Genomic DNA, 22,396 nt, shown 5'->3' with positions numbered 1-22,396 from the left:
TGATGATTATATATTAAGGTTTTGTAAATGTTTCTCTAGTTCAATAATTCCTTTTAGAGTTGCCATCGCTCTGGTATGGTATTCTAGGGCTTCGAGTTCTAATTTTTGAGCTTCTTTTTCAGATATTGTAGTTTCATTAATATTAAAAATTATAGTGTAGTAAAATCGAATAAAACTTTCTATGTTAATTCCTTCTCGATAATACCCCTGAGTTATGCCTTTCTCTATGTTTTGTTTAAACACAGATTTGCATTCATCAATTTCTCTTTTAATTACTTTTTCATAAATATCTGGGTAGTGCTTTTTTAATTGATAAACAGGTGAAGTATCTGAAACTTTAAACATTTCTTTAAACATTTTTCTAATTTCAAAATTCTCTTCTATGGCATTATGGTTAAGACAAATAATAGTATTAATACTTTCATGAATTTGTTTATGAACCATAGTCGTGCTTTCTTCAATTAGCACTTCTTTATTGCAAAAATATTTGTAAATTGTTTTTTTAGAAATGCACATGTCTGCGGCAATATCATCCATAGTAATGCTTTTAAAACCAAGTTTTAAAAACAATTCACTAGCTTTTGATATTATCTTTTCTTTCATCACTAAACAACAATCAAATTTATATGTGGGTGCAAATTTAAACAGGAAACTTTGAATACCAAAATAGTTTCCAAAGTATTTACAATTATTTAACATATGATTAAGAATAGCAGTTTGTATAGAAGTATGAATACTGTAAATTAGCAAAAAATTAATAGCATGCATTCCATTTTCGAATATCAGCAGTTTATTTCAGATTATTTGCAAGAGCAATACGAAGAAAAAGAACCTCGAAATCTTTATGAGCCGATACATTATATCTTAAAACTTGGCGGGAAACGAATGCGCCCAGTTTTAACATTAATGAGTGCTGAGGTTTTTGATGTCGATTATAAGAAAGCCCTTCCTGCAGCATTAGCGGTTGAAGTTTTTCATAATTTTTCTCTTATTCACGATGATATAATGGATGCTGCACCTTTGAGGAGAGGAAACGAAACCGTTCATGAAAAATGGGATATCAATACTGGAATTCTTTCAGGTGACGCAATGCTTATTTTAGCCTATCAATACTTTGAAAGATATGAGCCTGCTATTTTTAAAGATTTAGCAAAATTATTTAGTAAAACAGCACTCGAAGTTTGTGAAGGACAACAATGGGACGTCGATTTTGAGATTAGAGAAGACGTTACCATTCCTGAATACTTAAAAATGATTCAATATAAAACCGCTGTTCTTGTAGGTGCAGCTATGAAAATGGGTGCCATAATTGCAGAAACTTCAACCGAAAACGCCAATTTAATTTATGATTTCGGTTTAAATTTAGGTTTGGCTTTTCAATTGCAGGATGATTATTTAGATGCCTTTGGCGACCCAGAAACCTTCGGAAAGCAAGTAGGTGGCGATATTATAGAAAATAAGAAAACCTATTTATATTTGAAGGCAATTGAATTTGCTTCTCCATCAGATAAGTTGCAATTAAATCAATTATTTTCCATACATTTAGAAGACAATTTCGAGAAAATAAATACAGTTAAGAATATTTTTAACACATCTGGAGCCTCGAGTGCTACAAAGCAAGCCATTCAAGACTATACATTCAAGGCTTTTGAAACCCTCCAAAAAATAAATATTGATAATACTAAAAAGGACAAACTGAAATCGTTTGGTGAAAACCTAATGGCTAGAAAAGTTTAAATTTCATTAATACTTAATAAAATCATTTTGTTTATTGCTCCGCTTAATACTGATTTATTACTTTCTGAGGCAGAAAAAGAAAATTTATACCTTAAATTGATTGAGCAAATTAATAAAGATTTTAATTTGGCAAACGAAGGAATAGATTTTCCAAAGAGCATCTCTCCAAATGAATTAAAAATTCAATTGCACGAAAAAATATATAGATTAATTCAATACAAATTTGCTGAGTATTTAAACCTACTATATATAATTGATGTGCCAGAAGATCAAATTAGAAAATTAGACGGGTCGGATATTATTGTTTTATCAGAACAAGTTACCTATTTAATATTAAGAAGAGAGTGGCAAAAAGTGTGGTTTCGAAATAAGTATTGATTCAACAATAAATAAAAAACGGAAAAGCTTTTGAACTTTTCCGTTTTTTGAATAGGATAAAATTGTAATTCTACTGTAAAATGATTTTTTTAGTATTTAGTAAATTATTGGACGCATCATAAATTTTTACAAAATAAATTCCTTCACCACTCCAAGTGTTTAATGCAACTTTATATTGTTGTGTATTCATAGGTTGATTGAAAACTACCTGACCTAAAGTATTTACGATTTCTAAATGATACCCAACCACATTTGCTAATGTTCCGCAATCAATAGTAATTTGATCTTGAGCTGGATTTGGATAAATTGTAATTGTATTGTTATATTTTGGAGGATTATAACTTAAAACTCCCGTATTTATTATTAGAGATTGACAACTTTCAGAATAATATAAAGTTGTTATTTCACTTGGTGTTAAAGCTCTATTCCATATTCCGATATCATCAATTTTACCATTTAAGTATGCGGTGTTATTGCTTCTTGATCCAATCCTAACTAAACTGTTTAAAGCTGTATTTAACGTCTTGTTACTACTTCCAATAAATGCCCCATTTAAATATGAAGACACTGATTTTCCGTCATATGTTATAACTACATTATTCCAAGATTGGAATACGATTTCACCAAATCCATAATCATAATTTAATCCATTTCCATGAAAAATCAACTTGTGAGGTAAATTACCAACATACCTTGATTCATCATAATATAAACCAAAAGCTTGTCCATTGCTTAAAGGGGCTCCACCAGATAAAATCCAACTATATGTAGCTGAATTTACATAGAACCAGACAGAAAATGATTTTGGACTAGATCCACTAGTAAAGCTTGACCCAAGCGTTATATAATTACTTGTACCATTAAAACTATACGCACTATTAGGATTTCCAAATCTATCAGTTGTTAAATTCGCACCATTATTTGTTCCATTATATCCATTTCCACTTATATCATTAGCATTTCCATCGAAAGGATAATAAGCAACCAAACCATTAGTAGGAACATAAGACGGTACTTGAGCATTCATTGTAAGGGATGCAAACCCTATTAAAAGTAAAAGTTTTTTCATTGTAAAGTTATTTTAAGTTAATTATCACATATAAGCACTTCTACTGTAGCTGGTTTACAGTAAAATAATTTTCTGAGGTAAATATATAAATAATTTTAACACTAATCATACATGATTAGATAAATCATATATGATTAAATCAATTTTACGATTTAATACACTGTAAGAATTGATATATACAAAGGACAAAGAGTATTTACTATTGTTTGGGAAACATTTAAAAAAAATGCGAGAGGGCAAAGGTATGTCCCAAGAGGAACTAGCTAATTCGGCGGAAGTCTCTTTGCCTCAAATTACAAGAATAGAACGAGGGGCTATAAACCCAACAATCTGTACAATTAAATCATTAGCAAAAGGATTAGAAGTAAGTACAGCTTTGCTATTTGCTTTCGAAACTTCACAAAACATCTAAAAATAAATCCTAACAAACGGCATAAAAGCCTCATTATAAACGTTGTTGTTTGAGTTGTGTAGTATATTATATCTCATGCCAACTATTACATTCCCTGTTCTATAACCACCTCCAAGAAACAAACCGGTATTCCAGAAATTATCTTTAAAATTCCCCGAAAACGACTTGAATTCATTATTTACTCTGATTTGTTCTAATTCTACTGAAAGTTGTATTTCTTCAATAGGATTTATAAGCGTTATCAAACTGGCTCCATAATGAATTGAAGTAAAAACATTTTTGTTCGAAACATAACCGCCTTGTAAGCCAACACCTAGCGCTACGTATTTATTAAAATTGTAAATAGCATTTGGCGCTAAAGTAATATCTGTAAACCTATTACCAATACTTAATCCAACTCCACCTCCAAACTGTACTTTTTGCCAAAACTCACTTTTATTTTTCGATGCGTTAACTGAAGTTTGCGCGCTTGAAACGAATGAAATAATTAATCCAAAAAATATAAATAGTGGCTTTAAATGTTTAAAAGAAAGCGTTTTTTTCATGCATATTTATAGTTTAATTTTTAAAACATAAAAGTATCTAAAAAAATTTATAAATATATTGATTTATTGTACTTTTGCCATGCATTTTTAACAAATCAGGTTATTAATAATCAATTATGGATAGGTTTTCATTTTTAAACGCAGCCCACACTGAATTTTTTGCCCAATTGTACGACCAATATACTGACAATCCAGATAGTGTAGAACCTAGCTGGAGAAGCTTTTTTCAAGGTTTCGATTTTGGTTCAACTATTTATAGTGATGAGAATCCAGTTGCTTTTTTAGCTAACGCAGCCGCAAGTGATGTGGAAAGCATTCATGTCTCAGAAAAACTTCAAAAAGAGTTTAAAGTATTAAAACTAATTGATGGTTATCGAACTAGAGGTCATTTATTTACGAAAACAAATCCAGTTCGCGAAAGAAGGTCATCTTCACCATCATTAGATATTGTAAATTTTGGTCTTTCAGAATCTGATATGGATACTGTTTTTGATGCAGCAAAAGTCATTAAAATACACCCTTGTTCATTAAAAGAAATTATAAAACATCTTGACTCTATTTACTGCCAACACATTGGTGTTGAATACATGTATATCAGAAATCCTGAGGTGATAGAATGGATTCAAAGTAAAATTGGCAAAAACGATAATCAACCTAATTTTTCAACAGATGAAAAAAAGGCAATTCTTAACAAATTAAACCAAGCAGTTTCTTTCGAGAACTTTTTGCACACCAAATATGTTGGTCAAAAACGATTTTCATTAGAAGGAGGAGAATCTATAATTCCTGCTTTAGATGCCTTGATTGAAAAAGCAGCCGAAAAAGGGGTAGAGCAATTTGTAATGGGAATGGCTCATCGCGGGCGTTTAAATGTTTTAGCAAATATTTTCGGAAAATCTACTCAAGATATTTTTGGGGAGTTTGACGGAAAAGATTATGATCAAGAGTACTTTGATGGTGATGTAAAATACCATTTAGGGCTTACCGCAGATAAAGTAACAAGTACAGGAAAAAAAATAAACATCAATTTAGCGCCAAATCCATCGCATTTAGAAACTGTAGGTGCTGTAATTGAAGGTATTGCAAGAGCAAAACAAGATAAATATTTTTCTAACGATTTCTCGAAAGTATTACCCATTGCCGTTCACGGAGATGCAGCAATAGCTGGTCAAGGTATTCTTTATGAAATCATACAAATGGCTCAATTAGATGGCTACAAAACAGGTGGGACAATTCATGTTGTAATCAACAATCAAGTAGGTTTTACAACTAATTACTTAGACGCACGTTCCTCTAAATATTGTACAGACGTTGCAAAAGTAACTTTGTCACCTGTTTTACACGTTAATGCTGATGACGCAGAAGCAGTTGTCCACGCGATGTCATTTGCATTAGATTACAGAATGCAATTTGGCAGTGATGTTTTTATCGATTTATTAGGATATAGAAAATACGGTCATAACGAAGGTGATGAGCCTCGATTTACACAACCTGTTTTATATAAAATTATTGCAAAACATCAAAACCCAAGAGATATCTATGCTGCTAAATTATTAGCGGAAGGAGTTATTGAAGCTAATTTTGTAAAAGATTTAGAAACCGCTTACAAGCAAGATTTAGATGATAATCTGCAAGCGTCTAGAAAAAAGAATTTGACTGTAATAACTCCATTTATGCAAAATGAATGGAAAGGTTTCGAGCAAGTTACCGATACTCAAATGCTTCAAAAAATAGGTACTAAAGTTGATAAAAATGTTTTAGATGCTATAATCGAAACCGTTTCTACTTTACCATCCGATAAGAAATTCATCAACAAAATTTCGAAAATTGTTACCGATCGTAAAACCATGTACGACAACAATACTATTGATTGGGGAACCGCAGAAACGTTAGCTTATGGAACTTTATTAACGGAAGGATATGATGTTCGTATTTCAGGACAAGATGTTGAACGAGGCACTTTTTCTCATCGTCATGCAGTAGTAAAAGTAGAAGATTCTGAAGAAGAAGTTGTTTTATTAAATAACATACAAAACAAAAAAGGGAGGTTTAATATTTTTAACTCTTTGCTGTCAGAATATGGTGTTTTAGGGTTTGATTACGGATATGCATTGGCTAATCCTAAATCCTTAACCATTTGGGAAGCACAATTTGGTGATTTTAGTAATGGAGCTCAAATCATGATTGACCAATACATTTCATGTGGAGAAGACAAATGGAACAACCAAAATGGTATTGTTATGTTGTTGCCTCATGGATATGAAGGGCAAGGTGCTGAGCACTCTTCAGCAAGAATGGAGCGTTATTTACAATTGTGTGCCAGGCATAATATGTTTGTAACTAATTGTACCACTCCAGCTAACTTTTTTCACTTGTTACGAAGACAAATGTTAACCAATTACCGCAAACCATTAGTTGTATTTACTCCCAAAAGTTTGTTGCGAGACCCAAGATGTGTCTCTACACAAGAAGAGTTGGCAAACGGAAGTTTTCAAGAAACATTTGATGACATTACATTAAATAAGGCTGATGTAAAAACACTAGTTTTCTGTACAGGAAAATTCTATTATGATATTACTGCTGAAAGAGAGAATAATGGTCGTAAAGATGTGGCAGTGGTAAGAATTGAACAATTATTCCCATTACCGGTAGATCAATTAAAAGAAATAATTGCAAAATATCCAAATGCCAACGATTATGTTTGGGCACAAGAAGAGCCAAAAAACATGGGGGCTTATAGTTATTTATTGATGAATTTTGACTTAGTAAAATGGAGATTAGCCTCGCTTAAAGCATATGCAGCACCTGCAGCAGGAAGTTATACCAGAGCCAAACGTCGTCATGCAGATGCCATAAAGATGGTTTTTGATAAAGATTTATATCGATAAAATAGTTTAAGGTTTAAAATTTCTGTTTAGAACTTTTATCATTAAATAACCAAAATAGTAAACAAAAAAATTATGATTTTAGAAATGAAAGTCCCATCGCCAGGGGAATCAATAAAAGAAGTTGAAATTGCAACATGGTTAGTAAAAGATGGAGATTATGTAGAAAAAGACCAAGCCATTGCTGAGGTTGATTCTGATAAAGCAACTTTAGAATTGCCAGCAGAAGCCAGCGGAATCATAACGCTAAAAGCTGAAGAAGGCGACGCTGTTGCTGTTGGGGCAGTAGTTTGCTTAATAGATACAGGGGCTGCAAAACCATCAGGAGCTGCTACAGCTACCGAAATTGTAAAACCAATTGAAGCCCCAAAAGCTGAAGTAAAGGCAGATTCAGTTAAACCTGTTGTGGCACCTACAACTTATTCATCCCAAACGCCTTCTCCTGCCGCTAGAAAAATATTAGAAGAAAAAAACATTCAACCATCAGATATAGTTGGTACAGGAAAAGACGGAAGAATCACTAAAGACGATGCCGTTAATGCTGTCCCATCAATGGGAACTCCAACAGGAGGGTCTCGTGGTACTGAAAGAACAAAGTTATCTATGTTACGTCGAAAAGTAGCCGAAAGATTGGTAGCTGCAAAAAATGAAACTGCCATGTTAACTACTTTTAATGAAGTAAACATGACGCCAATTAATACCTTAAGAAACGAGTACAAAGACGCATTCAAAGCAAAACACGGTGGAGTAGGTTTGGGTTATATGTCCTTTTTTACAAAAGCAGTTACAAGAGCTTTACAATTGTATCCAGATGTAAACTCAATGATGGATGGTGATTATAAAATAGGATTCGATTTTTGCGACATCTCTATAGCCGTTTCAGGGCCAAAAGGGTTGATGGTTCCTGTAGTTCGAAACGCAGAAAATTTAACTTTCAGAGGCATTGAAGCTGATATAAAAAGATTAGCTATAAAAGCACGTGACGGACAAATAACCGTTGACGATATGACCGGCGGAACATTTACCATAACTAACGGAGGTGTTTTTGGAAGTATGTTAAGTACTCCAATTATTAATCCTCCACAATCAGGTATATTAGGAATGCACAATATTATTGAGCGACCTATTGCAGTAAATGGCAAAGTAGAAATTCACCCAATGATGTACGTGGCATTATCCTATGATCACAGAATTATTGATGGTCGTGAGTCTGTTGGTTTCTTAGTTGCTGTTAAAGAAGCTTTGGAAAATCCAGTAGAATTACTTTGCGATAATAATCCAAAAAAAGCATTTGAATTGTAAATAATTTTATTTTTTGTAAATCTAATCCCAAATTCAAAAAGTTTGGGATTTTTTATTTCAAATACAAATAATGATTAAAATAATCTATAATTCCTTTTCCTTCCAATAAGATATCAGCCCCAATAATTCCATGAACTGGCTTTGCTTTGTGTTGTATCAAAGCCTCATTTACATGCGATAAATCAAAAATCACCAAATGAAAGTTATTTTTTTTCCAGGTACTAAGTTGTAATGTATTGTTTTTTGCAATTTGCGTAAACATTCCAGTTGCTCCAGCTCCTGCCGCTTTAGTTTTTGATTTTCCAGCGGTTAATTGAAATAATTCAATACATTCAAAACCTACACAACTATTACTGGCTCCTGTATCTAATATAAAATTTCCTTTTATGCCATTTAAGCTAGCTTTTAATAGTAAATGCTGGGTTTTTGAAACTTTAAATTTAATTCTTTTGTAATTTTCTTTTTTAAGAAGGTCAGGAAGGGTTTTCATTTTTTATATTGAACAAAGGTTATAATATCCAAGGTAACAAAAGTACATCGTTTTTTTAACCTTTTTTGAAGTATTTTTGTCACTATCAACAAGAAAAAAATGATTCTCACTGACACACATACCCATCTTTATTCTGAAGAATTTGATGAAGACCGAAAAGTAATGATTCATCGTGCTATAGAAGCGGGTGTGTCACGGTTTTTTATACCTTCAATAGATTCTAATTATACTCAAAAAATGTACGATTTGGAAGCTCAATTTCCTGAGAATATTTTCTTAATGATGGGTTTACATCCAACGTACGTTAAAGAAAATTATCTAGAAGAATTAGCGCATGTTGAAGCTGAACTTGCCAAAAAGAAGTTTTATGCGATTGGGGAAATTGGGATTGATTTGTTTTGGGACAAATCCTTTTTGAAGCAGCAACAGGATGCATTTCAACATCAAATTCAATTGGCAAAAAAGTATAAACTCGCTATTAATATTCATTGTCGTGATGCATTTGATGAAGTTTTTGAAGTTTTGGAAAGTGAACATGCTGCTGACTTGTATGGAATTTTCCATTGCTTTACAGGTGATTTTTCACAAGCACAAAGAGCCATCGATTTAAACATGAAACTTGGAATTGGAGGTGTTGCTACTTTTAAAAATGGAAAAATAGACCGATTTCTAAAAGATGTTGATATTAAAAATATTGTTTTAGAAACGGATTCTCCCTATTTGTCTCCGGTTCCTTTTCGTGGCAAACGAAATGAAAGCAGTTATACCAAACTTGTTGCCGAAAGACTGTCTGTAATTTATGAAGTTCCCATTGAAGAAATTGCTCGAATTACAACAGAAAATTCTAAAGCAATTTTTGGGATTTAATGCAATCAAATGGTAATTTTAAATTTATTTTCGTTCATTTGTGTATATTTTAAAAAAATGTTAAAAAATGCAAAAGTTTGATAAAATTCGTCCTTTCTATGATGCTGAAATAAATGAAGCGATATGCTCTTCTTTAAATCATCCTATGATGAAAGCATTGATGAATTTTACATTTCCTGATATTGAGGACAATGTTTGGAAAGAGCAACTCAAAAAGACACATTCAATAAGAGATTTTCAATGTAATTTTATTTATCAATCTGTTCAGAAAGTCTTAGAAAAAAGTTCCGATGGATTGTCTACTTCTGGTTTTGAAAAATTAGAAAAAAACACAGCCTATTTATATATATCCAATCATAGAGATATTATTTTAGATACCTCTCTGTTAAATGCTTCCTTATTTGACAATGGTTTAGTAATGACAGCATCTGCTATTGGCGACAATTTAGTCAAAAAGGCTTTTATGCATACTTTAGCAAAATTAAACAGAAACTTTCTTGTTCAACGAGGTTTATCGCCAAGAGAAATGCTTTTAAGTTCTAAGCTAATGTCTGATTATATTGGACAATTACTATTGAGAGAAAATCGTTCTGTATGGATTGCACAGCGCGAAGGCAGAACTAAAGATGGAAATGATGCTACACACTCAGGAGTTTTAAAGATGCTTTCTATGGGTTCGACCGAAGATAATTTGATGGGATATTTTAAAAAACTAAAAATTGTTCCAGTATCCATTTCTTACGAATACGACCCAACAGATGCTTTGAAAATGCCTCAATTAATGGCTGAAGCAAATAATGAAATTTACATCAAAGAAAAAAATGAAGATTTCACGACCTTATTGAGCGGAATTATAGGTCAAAAGAAGCATATCCACATCCATGTTGGAGAAGTCTTGAATACTGAATTAGATTTTATTAATGAAGAATTTGATAATTCAAATAAACAAATTCAAGCTTTAGCTCAGGTGATTGATGATTCAATTTTAAAAAGTTATAAACTTTGGCCTACCAATTTTATTGCTTATGACATTCTTTATAAAACAGATAAATTCAGCAACTTTTATACTGAAAATGAGAAGTCTCTTTTTGAAAGGCGTTTAGAAATTAAAATAGACGGAAATAATCCCGTCGCTTTAGAAGGTTTTTTAAATATGTATGCCAATCCGGTGGTCAATAAATTAAAATATCAAAATGTCATCTAAACCCAATATTCTTTTAATTTATACTGGTGGAACTATCGGTATGATGAAAGATTTTGAAACTGGAGTTTTAAAGGCTTTTAATTTTAGTCAAATATCTGAAAAAATCCCCGAATTAAAGCTCTTAGATTGTACTATAGAAACGATTTCATTTGACACTCCTATCGATTCATCTAATATGAATCCTTCAGAATGGATTAAAATTGCTACGATTATTGAATATAATTATTCTAAATTCGATGGTTTTGTTGTATTGCATGGCTCAGATACGATGTCATATTCAGCATCGGCATTGAGTTTTATGCTTGAAAATCTTACTAAACCTGTCATTTTTACTGGGTCACAATTGCCAATAGGAGATTTGCGTACAGATGCTAAAGAAAATCTAATTACAGCCATTCAAATAGCTTCGTTGCAAAATAAAAACGCAGCTGTAATTCAAGAAGTATGTTTGTATTTTGAATATAAATTATATAGAGGTAACCGAACCTCAAAAATAAATGCAGAACACTTTAATGCATTTTCATCACCAAATTATCCGCCTTTGGTTATTTCAGGGGTTCATTTAAAAATAAATCAAGAACTATTTTTATCAAAAAGCAAAAAGAAAAAATTACAAATTCATAAAGAATTAGATAATAATGTGGTTATTGTAAAAATGTTTCCGGGAATAAATGAATCCATATTTTCAGCTATTTTAAATATTCCAGACCTAAAAGGAGTAATTTTAGAAACCTATGGTTCGGGTAACGCTCCAACAGAGGAGTGGTTTTTCTTAGCATTAAAAACAGCAATTAAAAAAGGATTGCATGTTGTAAATGTTACCCAATGCTCAGGCGGAAGTGTAAATATGGGGCAATATGAAACAGGCATCATGCTCAAAAAAGCAGGTGTTATTTCAGGGAAAGACTGTACTACTGAGGCTGCAATTACAAAGTTGATGTATTTACTAGGACAAAAAGTAGCGCCAAGTCTTTTTAAAACAATTTTCGAAACTTCGATAAGAGGCGAATTATCATAAAAATTTAAGTTAAATTTTATTTACTCGGATTTTTTATGGTTATTTGCACCCTAAAATAAATTAGAGAGGTGGCCGAGTGGCTGAAGGCGCACGCTTGGAAAGCGTGTATATGGCAACATATCGAGGGTTCGAATCCCTTCCTCTCTGCATAAAAAATCTTTAAGCCGATTTATTATCTCCCAATACCATCATATAAACGAATGATATCCTTTTCACTAGAAGGGTTTTTGGCATCTGTATCTAGCCATATTTCGGAAATGATTCCCACAAATCATGACCAATCAGATATGATGTTCCCCTATGTCCATTTGGATAAAAGTTCCTGAAGTGAGTTTTTGAATCTCTCGCTCTTCATCTGTATGACTGATTCCCCCCCCCCCCCCCCCCAATCAATACCAGAAAGTTTCCTGTTTGTCGACTCTTCGTAAGAGATATTGTTGGGATAAACGTTTGTTTGTAACCACTACCAAAATCTTTGGAATCAATGTATTAGTAATCTGAATTTGTGATATTTCGAGGTAAGGAAAAATTTAGCGACAAAAGTGTTGGCTTGGCTTTCATCTATAACAAAAAGCTATCTCAGCTTTTGTAAATAATAAAATTGTTTGGTTTCAAATTTGAATTTCCCATTAGTATTTTTGCTCTTTTTGGAAGACTCACTTTCTTTTCTAATCCAAAATTTACAATTACGGTTATCTTGTCCTTTTCAAAAATCCGAGTGAAAGATATTTGATTATCAATATATTCCAATTTGTAGTATAAACCATATTGTAATGCTTTTTCATTATTTCGTAAATGGATTAGTTTTTTATAGTTTTTGAGAATTGAATTTTTTTTGTGGTCTAAATTTTCAATATTGATTTCTTTGTAATCCGAATTAATTTCTATCCAGGATTTCCCAGTTGAAAATCCCGCGAAAGCATTGCTGTTCCATTGCATTGGACTCCGCGATTTATCTCTATTGTGTTTGTTGCCTTCCAGGAGTGCTTCCTGAGAATTTTTACCTTTATTCAATGCCAATTGATAATAGGTTTTCCCTTGAATATCGACCATTTCTTCGATATTTTCAGCTACGATATTATGCATTCCTATTTCTTCTCCATAATATATAAAAGGAACTCCTTTTGCTGTAAGAATCAATGCAGCTAATGCTACCGCTTTCTCTGGATTACCATCGGCGAGTCGGTCTATCATTCGAGGCATATCATGGCTTCCAAAAAACAAAGTTGGATAATTGCTCATGTTTTTTTCCATACTTTGAAGTTCGTTAAAAATACGTTGGGCAGAGAATTTGTCTATGCTTCCGAAATTAAAGTTAAAAACCACGTCCAGCAAATCAGGAGATTGATATTGTTTTAAAACTTCAATTTTATCACTTCCAATTTCTCCCACAACAAAACGATTCTCATATTTATTGACCACCGATTTTATCTTTTTCATGGCAGCTAAAACGCCCAATTGATTGCTGTCATTGAGATGTTCTTGAACTCCATCTTTCATGGGATTATCGGTTGTAATGCCGTTGGTAGTCAAAAAATTGATGACATCCAATCGGAATCCATCGACTCCACAATCTAGCCAAAACCGCAATACTTTTTGAACCTCATTAATCACTTTAGGATTAGACCAGTTGAGGTCTGCCATTCTTTTATCGAACTTGTGATAATAATATTGATTCGTTAAAGTATCTTTTTGCCAAGCAGTTCCCCCGAAAAAAGATTCCCAATTATTTGTTGTGTCTTTCCAGATATAATAATCCCGATAGGGATTATCTAAAGATTTTTTAGATTCTTGAAACCATTTGCAGTCCGTGGAAGTATGATTCAAAACCATATCCATAATTACTTTTATTCCTTTTTTATGAGCTTCCTTCAAAAAAAATCAAAATCGGCTTTGGTTCCATAGGTGGGATCAATTTCATAATAATTGGCAATATCATAACCGTTGTCCACTTTTGGCGAGGTAAAAAAAGGTGTAAGCCAGATTCCTTTGACTCCTATTCCTTGTAAATAATCCAACTTTTGGGTCATCCCTCTAAAATCACCAAATCCATCGCCATTACTATCGGCATAACTGGGCATGTAGATTTGATAAAAAACAGTTTCTTTCCACCATTTTTTGGTAACGGCAACATGTTGTGCTTTTACATAATTAATGTTAAACAAGAGAAAATAAATGAATGTTGCAATTACAATTTTAGGATTCATTAGTAAGTGCTTTTATTTTTTTTGCTTCACCATATAATCTACTACAATACCATCTACCAGCATTTTAGCACCTTCATAAGTAATTTTTCCGCCTGAAGGGACACAAACAATTACTGCTGCACTTTCGGGAGCCAGTGAAATTATTTTGGAAGAAGAAACGTTGCGCGCCACAAAACTTCCGGTGACAGTATTGTATAAATCTACTTTCGTCCCATGTTCTACATTAATGGAAACTTTTTTCTTGGTATTATAGGGATTGTAATATAAAAAAGAAGGATAGGCTTTTTCGCTAAAGAAATCCGTTGCCAATAAGTTTAATTGAAGAATCCCCTTAACATTGGTTGTGCGGATAATACTTCCAAAAATACCAACATGTCCACTACCATAAACGCTGAACTGGGATTCTTCGGGATTTTGACCCGGCATCCAAAGCGGACCATCTCCTTGAGATACAGGCCCTTCCAAATTTTCATGCGCCTTATAACTCGACTTTTTAATAATCCCTTCATAGCCAATTACTCCCTTGGTAACCTCGGCCAGTTGAGGAATCGTTTCATGTTCGTCTGGCATGTAATGTGGATAAAAAAATCGTGATGCATTTGCGGCGTTCAACATCCATTTTCCAATGGCCGTTGCATAGGATTGGTTGTATCGCACCATAGGCACCATTGGCCAAGCCATATCATAAGTATTCATCAAGAAACCATATCCGCCGTGATCTACGGTACTACCAACTGTTCCCGAAATATCTATTCCATTCCAGTTGCCCACCAAAACGCCCCAACCTTCACGACATATCGCTGTTCCGTCAAAAGTCCAACCTAATATTTTATTGGTATCGAAATTCTTGCCTTCTTCAGCGTTAATTCTTGCCGACAAATAAGCTCCAAAAGGCATCAACAATTCATACGTTGGATTTATGGGTTGCGATTGCAGAGCCGTCAATGCGCTAATCGCACCTTTCAAATATTTTGTATCACCAAATTTTTTATACGCAGAATATAAAACCCAAGCATGTCCGGCAGCGGCATCTGGCTGAGTACAGATGTTATTTTTCATGGGTTTCATTTTGCCATAATCAAAATAGGAATAATCATAGTTTCCATTCAAAATTATATCTGCTTCATAAAACTTGTCGGCGATGCTTCTGGCAATTTCGTCAAAACCAGGTTCATTTGGATACTGGTCATAAACGGCATAAAACAAAAGATTCGGATACACATCATACCACCAGTCACGACCGTAACCACCGCCCAATAAAGCGACTTCGGGACAGGTATTATTCATCATAATATTCCAACTAGTTTCTGAATTGAAATAGTTTTTGAGCATTCCAACATAATTTTTTTGCTTACTCTTATCAATCCCAATCAAACTAGCTCCTAAAGTTGCTCCCATTGTGGCAAGAGCTTCATGAAACATACCTTTGTTGTTGGTTCCTTGCCGAACGTCACCAACAGCAGTATATAATCCTACAACATTTTGAGAGAAATTCTTTTTAGTACTGTCAATCCATACCATTGGCCAAAATTTACCTTTGGCATTGAAATCATAGACCGTACTGTCAAAACTCACTGCCAGTTTTTTATAGTCAATGATTTCCAGTGGTTGCGGTAAGTTGGGCATTTGATCGACACGAGCAATCTTTTGTTGTTGGACTTGTGCTATTCCGTTTATCCCGAAAAGGATAAAAAACAGACCAACGAAAGGGATTTTGAAAATAGTATTCATATTTTGTTTGATTTAGTTGAAAAACCAGATAGGTTATTTGTTCTCGATACATTTTTTGTTCCGTTTTACTACACAAAAAAAACTCGAACTGACGTAAGATAAAAATTTTAAACTAATTTCTCGGCAACTTCACTCAACACCTTGCTGTCAATTACGGATTCTTCCGGTGAAAGTAAATTTCCTTCGGCAATGATTTTTTTGCTGATATAAATAGAACATAATTGTAATAAGGCAATTATTCCTATCGCATACCGTAGTGCAAAGTCTTCGGATATGGTATAATACAACACTAAAAATGTTCCAGCCCCCAATAATCGTCCAGCATACAAACCAGCTTCATGGTTTAAAATATAAGTGAATTCTCCTCTTTTTTCAATATGCGAAACAATATCAATAACTTTTAATTGAATAGGAAAATAAGCCAAATCCATCAATGGTTTTGCAATAAGCAATAATAAGAGAAATATTATTACCCCCGTTTTATTATATAGAAAGCCGTTTAAGCAAGCTCCTGAAGCAAACAATATTAATCCAGCCGTGAATATTTTTATTCTATCTGATGGTTTGGAAAATCTCCCTAATAAATAGATAATTATTGCCGCCAGAACTGCTCCAATGGACTGTGCTTTTCCTAAAGCGCCTTCTTCTCCTAATAATTTAAATATCAACATTGCTGGTGCAGTTACCAGAAATCCTTGTGCTAAACCTTTGAATGTTGCTAAAGACAATAGCTTGTACCATAAAGAGTGAAACTTAAAAAAGATATATTTTTTTTGAATGGGATTTTCAAAATTTCCTCTAAAACAAACAATCGAAGCCGTAATAGTAATCAAAAAAACAATTCCAGTAATAGTTAAATAAGCGGTATGTTTTTCGGCTTCTCCTGTTTTGGATTGAATAAACCAGCCGATAGTTGCTGGGATAGCTATTGCAATAATGGTATAAATGAAAGTCTCTAACCCATAATAATAATTCCTGTTTTTATCATTCGTAATAGCAAGTGCAAGGTAATCTCTATTGGACCAATACAAACCAAAGGAAAGTCCCATAGTAATCCCCGCTATTCCTATTCCGGTTAAATCTAGCGTTTTTAATGACATCATGATAATCATCGAAACACCACTAAGCATCATTCCAGCAGAGTATAGTTTTCGGATATTAAAATGTTTTAATAGAAAACCATTCAGCAAAAAAGTAAGCGGAATTCCAGTATAAATGGCCAATTGGTAAATAACTACTTTTGAAGTATCGCTAGAGTTTCGCATAATATATGCTGCTACAAAAATATCTATTACCGGCAGAACCAAGGCATAAACCATATTCGTTAAAATCAGAATTTGAAAATTGTGAGACTGGCCTTTAAAGTGACTAATTTCGTTTCTAATTTTTTTTAGCATTAGTTAAATTTTAAAAGTGAATAAATTGCTGCAATTGAAAAGTCGGCACCACAAACAAATTCGTCGGATGCTCCATAATAAACGGTAATCGTATCTCCGTCAGGATGCACAACATGCCCATTGGTAAACACAACATTTCCGAAAAACCCACTTAATTCATAGCTTGTCGAAGGCACCATAATGGGTTCTTCTGTTCTGGCGATTACCATAGAAGGATCTTCTAAATCCATTAAAAAAGCACCCAAACAATATTGATGATCGTGATTCGCTCCGTGGTAAATTTCTAACCAACCTTTTTCGGTTTTTATTGGAGAGGCTCCTGCGCCAACTCTTGCTGAATCCCAAAGTCCATTTCTAGTTTTAATTATACATTTGTGATTTCCCCAATGTATTCCGTCTGGTGATGAAGCAATCCAGATATAATTACCTCCAATTTCTACGCTACTTGGACGATGTAAAGCATAGAATTGTCCATTAATTTTTCCTTCAAAAATGGCACAATCCTTATTATGAGGAGGTAAAATCATTCCTGGTTTTTGAAATTCCTTCCAATCTGTAGTCGTTCTTAAACCAACTCCAACTCCGTTATCTGACACAGAAGTAAAAGTTAAATAATACGTTCCATCAATCAATGCAACGCGACAATCTTCAATTCCGAAAGCTTCTAAAATTCCTTCGCCAACTAGAGTAGGATAATTTTTAGGTTCATAAAACTGAATTCCATCATCCGAACAAACTAATCGCAAATGAGAAAGTGTAGTTAAATAATCGATTCCTTTATAATTAATGATTCGGGCATCACTGGCAATTAGTTCAGGATCATTTTTAGGGATTTCAATTATTTTTATTTTACCAGAATCAGTCAATATTGGAAAAGAAATGAAAGTATCGTTTTGTTTGGGTCTTTCGGCAACTCTAACTAAAAGCCAAGTTTTGTTATCAAACCGAAAAACGCCTGGATTAAGTAAACAGGTGATTTCTAAACCTGAGGTACTTGGAGGTAAATCGGATGGAGATAATAGTGGATTTTGAGGAAACCGTTTTGCTATATCTTTCATTTTGTTATGTATTATTTTAATTTTTCTAATTGTAATAATATCCACAAGCCTTCAATAGTTGATTCAGCTCCTGAATTTCTGTTTATTTCTGATGCGCTAACAATTCCGTCATAGAAAACACCCGTTTCAGAATTGTACATGGGCAAACTAGCCTCGTTACTTCCTGTTAACCAAGCGGCTATGTTTTTTGTAAGCGTTAATTGACTATTATTTTTTGTGTATTGATAGGCTGTAGCTGTAGCTGAAACCATGGGTCTAATTCCATAAGCAATTTGAGGAAATTTAATTCTCGAAATTTCTGAAAAATTGCTGCCTGATGCTTGAATAGAAAAGGCTTCTGCGTAACCACTTTTTATTAATTTAGGATAAAATCCGTTTATTTCCTTGAGAGCACTATCAATATAAATTTGATTGTTGAATGCTATTCCTGCCTTTAATAAAGCATAAGATTGATCGTTTCCCCATGCATGCCATAAATTTTTATAACTCATAAAAGCGCCATAAGGATAATTATCTCCTTCTCCTTTTTGTAATACCATAATTCCTTGAGCAAGAGCATCAATCAATAATTTGTCACTAGTATCAGCCGTTCTTTCATAATTTTTTAATAAGCCAAGAATTAATACCGAAGATTGATCCGAAGCATATTTTTGTGGCAACCAAGTTGGATATTTAATACCGTTTATAAATTCAGTTTGTAGATTGGTAATTGGCAAATCTCTTTTTATGTTTGATACTAACTTACTTATAGATTGTTCAATTCTTTGTTTTAAATCGTCATCCGATTGCAATAAAGGATAAGCTGTTTCTAATCCCCATAAAGCACGCAAAGACCACCAATCGAGAGTTGCAATAGATGTGGAGTAAGTCGTATTTATACTTAAATTACTAAAAACAAAATTGTTGAAATAACCATTTTCGTTTTGCATGCCTAACACAAATTCGGTTAACTTTTTAATTTTATCAATTAAATCAGGAGTTGTTCCGTAAACATCAATGTATTCTGATAATACAATTATTGCTCTTGCTACATCATCTACACAAGAAATCCCTTCTCCAGGAGCAATAACAGGCTCGTAATTTGGAAAATCACTATAGATATAAATCATTGCAGCTTTTTTTCCATTAAAATCAATCTCCTTATAAAGTTTATTAAAATGACTCAGATTTACTGAATTATCAATAGGCTGAACTGGTGGAGGATTTGAAACTTCGCTTTTTGAACAAGAAACAAAGAATAAAAGCAAGAAAACAAGTCTTATTTTATGGTTTGTGTTTAAGAATAACTTTTTCATTAGTTTCGGATAAAATAATTTTGTTTGAAATCAAAAAGGAATTGCATGATTTTTGAAAAAATGGGCATTAAAATAATTTTCCGTGGAATTACAGAGCAATTATTTAGAAAAAAATTAAAAAAATAGAGAAGTGATTTGGCTATACACTTCCCTATTTGTTTTCTTTAAAATACTAAAAAAGAAATAGTATTAAGGAGCTTTTTCAGCATCATAGATACTTTTAACTTGTGAATCAGTCAATACCGATTTGTAGATTCTGATATCATCTAATGAACCATGAAAAAATCCACCCCATTCTGCAGGAATAATTTTATCAGCATCATAGTTTGCTGGAGTTGCAGCATATTTACTAGAGTCTACACCAAATACTAAATCATGTCCTATAACTGCTTTTAATGTTCCAGGTGTGTTGTCCCAAGCTTTTACAGATACACCATTGATGTAGAAAGTTGTTTTTCCATCACCAAAAGTAACAGCTAAATTGTACCATTTATTTAAATCTACAGCAGTTCCAGCATTATCTCTATCATAAGTTCCATCAGCTGTATTACCTGTAAAGAAAGGTAAATTACCACCTTGAATTTCAAATTTAAATCCATTCCAAGAATGTAATCCCATAAATCTGTTTCCGTCTTTTTTCTCAGCTACATTTATCCAAACAGAGATTGACATTTTTTGAGGATTTAAAGCTGATGTGTAAGGAATTGTAATTTTAGCGCCTTTGTCAAATGCCAATGCTTTATTTGCATTTCCGTATCTATCAGTTGTCCAAGTTGGTAATGCAGTTCCTGTTACTCCAGCTGCTGGACCACCTAAACCTGCAACAGCAGATCCAAAAGTTCCATTGTAATTATTGCCAGAATAATCTTTTGCTGTCGATCCAGTGCCTTCATCAAAAGTCCATTGCCCTAATAAATTTGCCGCGTCTATAGGAACAATTTTTTTAGTTGCAAATGTTGCTAACGCTTGGTTTAATGCAATTACTGCATTGTCAACTTGAACTTGTGTTGACGAAGCATTAGCTGATACTGCTTTTGCTAAATCTAAAGAAGTTTGCAGCTGAGCTTTTGACCCAATTACATATTGATCTTTTGCGCTTCCTTCAACAGCAGCTGTCCAAGTAGCTGTTGCTGTCGCGATAGCGGCTTCTAAACTTGTTTTGTTAATTACAACAGCAGGGTCGTCATCAGAATTGCTGCAACTTTGAACAAAGGTCATTCCTGCGATAAGAAAGGCAAGAATGAATGCTTTCGATTTAAATTTTTTTGTAGTCTTCATAGTGTTTAATGTTTAAAAGTGTTTAATATTAAGGTTTGTTAAATTTTTGAATTAGTGTCCCTTTCGCTTTGTGGTATAGGGAAATACCTGTTTTTTTCATAATTAAAATTTTGTAGTACTTGTTCTGCATACGTTTTTCCGTATCGTATTACATCATAGAATCGATGAAACTCTAATCCTAATTCTACTCTTCTTTCATGCCGAATAGCATCTCTCATAGAAGTTTGATTAGTGTAAGTAATATCAGGCAATAAATCTGCTGGAATCGTTCCGAAACCAATTATTGCATTATCAAATAAATAGCTTTCTCGAGCTCTTTTTCTTATAGCGTTTAATGGAGTTGTCCCTTCGTTACCTCTATTCAATTCATTTAGGGCTTCTGCTTTTATTAAAAGTATTTCGGCATATCTCATGAAAACATAGTTCAATCCTCCATCTCCAATTGGGTCAACAGCCACTGGTTGCGCTTGTTTTTTATCTAAATAACCGGTTGCGGGAGACCATTCTGACATAAAATCTTGTCCGTCTACCCATTTATTACCAGCTCTTCCTACTGTATAATCCAATCTTGGATCAACAATTTCGGTTGCCGTTTTTTCGAATTCATTAACAAAATTTGCTGTTGGTGCATTAAAGAAATAGCCGTTTAAGACATTTGGAGATACATATTGATTAAGAAAAGAGCCCGCAGCAGGAATCTGACCTCCTACATGTTGAATTTCGAAGATAGATTCTATTTTATTTTCATGAGCAATCTCAAAATTATTTCTATAAATTGGACTTAATCCATACCCTAAACCGTCTATTTCATTTGCGGTTGTTAAAGCCAATTGCCATTTTTCTTGAAAAAGATATACTTTAGAAAGTAAGCCTAACGCTGCTCCCTTTGTAGCTCTTCCAGTTTCTGTAGCTGGATAATTTATGGGTAATAAAGCTGAAGCATCATTAAGGTCTTGTTCCATTTGCGCATAAACAACGGTTACTGTAGAAAGCGGAATACTTAAATCATTTACATTTAGTGCAGGGGTCAATCGTAAAGGTATGTTTCCGTAAATATTTACTAAATGAAAATAATAATAGGCTCTTAAGAATTTTGCTTCTGCAATAATTCGATCTTTTAGAACAGATTCCATTTGAATATTTGGCACATAATAAATTACGTTATTAGCTCTTGAAATTCCTTCGTAATAGTGTTTCCAAAAAGCTTCTACAGCCCCGTTATCAGGGTTTGCTGTAAAATTATTAATAAAGTTAATATCACTTTGGTCACCGTCATTTCCTCCTTTAACGGTATCATCTGATGCTACATCTCCAAAAACCCATAAAAGATTATTTGTACTATTGAAAGAAGCGATTTTATAAGTAGCATTTATAGCTAGAACCGCATGATCTTTAGTCTTGAAAAATGTTTCTGTTGTATATTCTCCTTGTAGTTCTGTGTCTAAGTTAGTGCTGCAACTTACAAATAGCAGTACTAAACTTATAGCACAAAATGTTTTTTTAATTTTCATTTGTTGATATTT

The 22,396-nt window shown here is 33.2% G+C and carries 20 protein-coding genes and 1 tRNA gene; 9 read left to right on the top strand and 12 right to left on the bottom strand.

The window, feature by feature from the left end; all coding sequences use genetic code 11:
- Nucleotides 1-6: 6 nt before the first annotated feature.
- Entirely contained in the window at nt 7-603 is a 597-nt protein-coding gene (locus ACFQ0S_RS10460; protein ID WP_379757317.1) for a TetR/AcrR family transcriptional regulator, read from the bottom strand.
- 159 nt (nt 604-762) lie between these two features.
- On the opposite strand from ACFQ0S_RS10460, the gene ACFQ0S_RS10455 reads away from it, so the two are divergent.
- Both ACFQ0S_RS10455 and ACFQ0S_RS10450 read left to right on the top strand, forming a co-directional pair.
- Nucleotides 763-1,737 carry a polyprenyl synthetase family protein gene (locus ACFQ0S_RS10455; RefSeq protein WP_379757314.1) on the top strand — a complete coding sequence of 325 codons (975 nt, stop codon included), beginning with the start codon at nt 763-765 and terminating at the stop codon, nt 1,735-1,737.
- Nucleotides 1,738-1,764: 27 nt separating this feature from the next.
- Nucleotides 1,765-2,115 (top strand): hypothetical protein, encoded by a 351-nt coding sequence (locus ACFQ0S_RS10450; protein WP_379757311.1) that lies wholly within the window; start codon nt 1,765-1,767, stop codon nt 2,113-2,115.
- A 70-nt stretch (nt 2,116-2,185) separates the two neighbouring features.
- On the opposite strand, the gene ACFQ0S_RS10445 is transcribed toward ACFQ0S_RS10450, so the two are convergent.
- Complete coding sequence (locus ACFQ0S_RS10445; RefSeq protein ID WP_379757308.1) at nt 2,186-3,184, bottom strand: LamG-like jellyroll fold domain-containing protein; 999 nt, start codon at nt 3,182-3,184, stop codon at nt 2,186-2,188.
- Nucleotides 3,185-3,353: 169 nt separating this feature from the next.
- Here ACFQ0S_RS10445 and ACFQ0S_RS10440 point away from each other — a divergent pair, with 169 nt between their 5' ends.
- A complete protein-coding gene (locus ACFQ0S_RS10440) occupies nt 3,354-3,596 on the top strand; it encodes a helix-turn-helix domain-containing protein (RefSeq protein ID WP_379757305.1) in 243 nt (80 codons plus the stop codon).
- Here the strand turns inward: ACFQ0S_RS10440 and ACFQ0S_RS10435 are convergent.
- On the bottom strand, nt 3,593-4,141 hold the full coding sequence (locus ACFQ0S_RS10435; RefSeq protein WP_379757302.1) for a hypothetical protein: 549 nt from the start codon (nt 4,139-4,141) through the stop codon (nt 3,593-3,595). The genes ACFQ0S_RS10440 and ACFQ0S_RS10435 overlap by 4 nt on opposite strands.
- 116 nt (nt 4,142-4,257) lie before the next feature.
- On the opposite strand from ACFQ0S_RS10435, the gene ACFQ0S_RS10430 reads away from it, so the two are divergent.
- Both ACFQ0S_RS10430 and odhB read left to right on the top strand, forming a co-directional pair.
- Entirely contained in the window at nt 4,258-7,029 is a 2,772-nt protein-coding gene (locus ACFQ0S_RS10430) for a 2-oxoglutarate dehydrogenase E1 component (protein ID WP_379757299.1), read from the top strand.
- A gap of 72 nt (nt 7,030-7,101) precedes the next feature.
- Nucleotides 7,102-8,328 (top strand): 2-oxoglutarate dehydrogenase complex dihydrolipoyllysine-residue succinyltransferase, encoded by a 1,227-nt coding sequence (odhB, locus tag ACFQ0S_RS10425; RefSeq protein ID WP_379757296.1) that lies wholly within the window; start codon nt 7,102-7,104, stop codon nt 8,326-8,328.
- A 52-nt stretch (nt 8,329-8,380) separates the two neighbouring features.
- Here odhB and ACFQ0S_RS10420 read toward each other — a convergent pair whose 3' ends face one another.
- Nucleotides 8,381-8,818 carry a retropepsin-like aspartic protease gene (locus ACFQ0S_RS10420; protein WP_379757293.1) on the bottom strand — a complete coding sequence of 146 codons (438 nt, stop codon included), beginning with the start codon at nt 8,816-8,818 and terminating at the stop codon, nt 8,381-8,383.
- Nucleotides 8,819-8,917: 99 nt separating this feature from the next.
- Between ACFQ0S_RS10420 and ACFQ0S_RS10415 the strand changes: the two genes are divergently transcribed.
- The 4 genes from ACFQ0S_RS10415 (at nt 8,918) to ACFQ0S_RS10400 (ending at nt 12,054) form a co-directional block, all read left to right on the top strand.
- Nucleotides 8,918-9,685, top strand: coding sequence for a TatD family hydrolase (locus ACFQ0S_RS10415; RefSeq protein ID WP_379757290.1), 768 nt, complete (start codon nt 8,918-8,920; stop codon nt 9,683-9,685).
- Nucleotides 9,686-9,752: 67 nt separating this feature from the next.
- Nucleotides 9,753-10,889 carry a 1-acyl-sn-glycerol-3-phosphate acyltransferase gene (locus ACFQ0S_RS10410; protein WP_379757287.1) on the top strand — a complete coding sequence of 379 codons (1,137 nt, stop codon included), beginning with the start codon at nt 9,753-9,755 and terminating at the stop codon, nt 10,887-10,889.
- Nucleotides 10,879-11,907 carry an asparaginase gene (locus ACFQ0S_RS10405; protein ID WP_379757284.1) on the top strand — a complete coding sequence of 343 codons (1,029 nt, stop codon included), beginning with the start codon at nt 10,879-10,881 and terminating at the stop codon, nt 11,905-11,907. Before ACFQ0S_RS10410 ends, ACFQ0S_RS10405 begins: the two co-directional genes overlap by 11 nt.
- Nucleotides 11,908-11,969: 62 nt before the next feature.
- Nucleotides 11,970-12,054, top strand: a tRNA-Ser gene (locus tag ACFQ0S_RS10400).
- A gap of 432 nt (nt 12,055-12,486) precedes the next feature.
- On the opposite strand, the gene ACFQ0S_RS10395 is transcribed toward ACFQ0S_RS10400, so the two are convergent.
- From ACFQ0S_RS10395 to ACFQ0S_RS10360, 8 genes are all read right to left on the bottom strand, one after another.
- Nucleotides 12,487-13,782, bottom strand: a complete 1,296-nt coding sequence (locus tag ACFQ0S_RS10395; RefSeq protein WP_379757281.1) for an alpha-amylase family glycosyl hydrolase — start codon at nt 13,780-13,782, stop codon at nt 12,487-12,489.
- Nucleotides 13,779-14,114 (bottom strand): alpha-amylase family glycosyl hydrolase, encoded by a 336-nt coding sequence (locus tag ACFQ0S_RS10390; RefSeq protein WP_379757278.1) that lies wholly within the window; start codon nt 14,112-14,114, stop codon nt 13,779-13,781. The genes ACFQ0S_RS10395 and ACFQ0S_RS10390 overlap by 4 nt, the downstream gene beginning before the upstream one ends.
- Before the next feature lie 12 nt (nt 14,115-14,126).
- Nucleotides 14,127-15,845: a hypothetical protein gene (locus tag ACFQ0S_RS10385; protein WP_379757275.1), complete on the bottom strand. Its 1,719-nt coding sequence runs from the start codon at nt 15,843-15,845 to the stop codon at nt 14,127-14,129.
- A gap of 107 nt (nt 15,846-15,952) precedes the next feature.
- Complete coding sequence (locus ACFQ0S_RS10380) at nt 15,953-17,242, bottom strand: MFS transporter (RefSeq protein WP_379757272.1); 1,290 nt, start codon at nt 17,240-17,242, stop codon at nt 15,953-15,955.
- Nucleotides 17,242-18,300, bottom strand: coding sequence for a glycoside hydrolase family 130 protein (locus ACFQ0S_RS10375; protein WP_379757270.1), 1,059 nt, complete (start codon nt 18,298-18,300; stop codon nt 17,242-17,244). The genes ACFQ0S_RS10380 and ACFQ0S_RS10375 overlap by 1 nt, the downstream gene beginning before the upstream one ends.
- An 11-nt stretch (nt 18,301-18,311) precedes the next feature.
- Entirely contained in the window at nt 18,312-19,595 is a 1,284-nt protein-coding gene (locus ACFQ0S_RS10370) for a hypothetical protein (RefSeq protein ID WP_379757267.1), read from the bottom strand.
- A 189-nt stretch (nt 19,596-19,784) separates the two neighbouring features.
- A complete protein-coding gene (locus tag ACFQ0S_RS10365; protein ID WP_379757264.1) occupies nt 19,785-20,873 on the bottom strand; it encodes a LamG domain-containing protein in 1,089 nt (362 codons plus the stop codon).
- 38 nt (nt 20,874-20,911) lie between these two features.
- Nucleotides 20,912-22,384, bottom strand: a complete 1,473-nt coding sequence (locus tag ACFQ0S_RS10360; protein WP_379757261.1) for a RagB/SusD family nutrient uptake outer membrane protein — start codon at nt 22,382-22,384, stop codon at nt 20,912-20,914.
- Between the last annotated feature and the right edge of the window lie 12 nt (nt 22,385-22,396).

Source organism: Flavobacterium myungsuense (assembly GCF_042677265.1).
Taxonomy (GTDB): domain Bacteria; phylum Bacteroidota; class Bacteroidia; order Flavobacteriales; family Flavobacteriaceae; genus Flavobacterium; species Flavobacterium myungsuense.
This window is presented reverse-complemented; position numbering and strand designations above follow the sequence as displayed.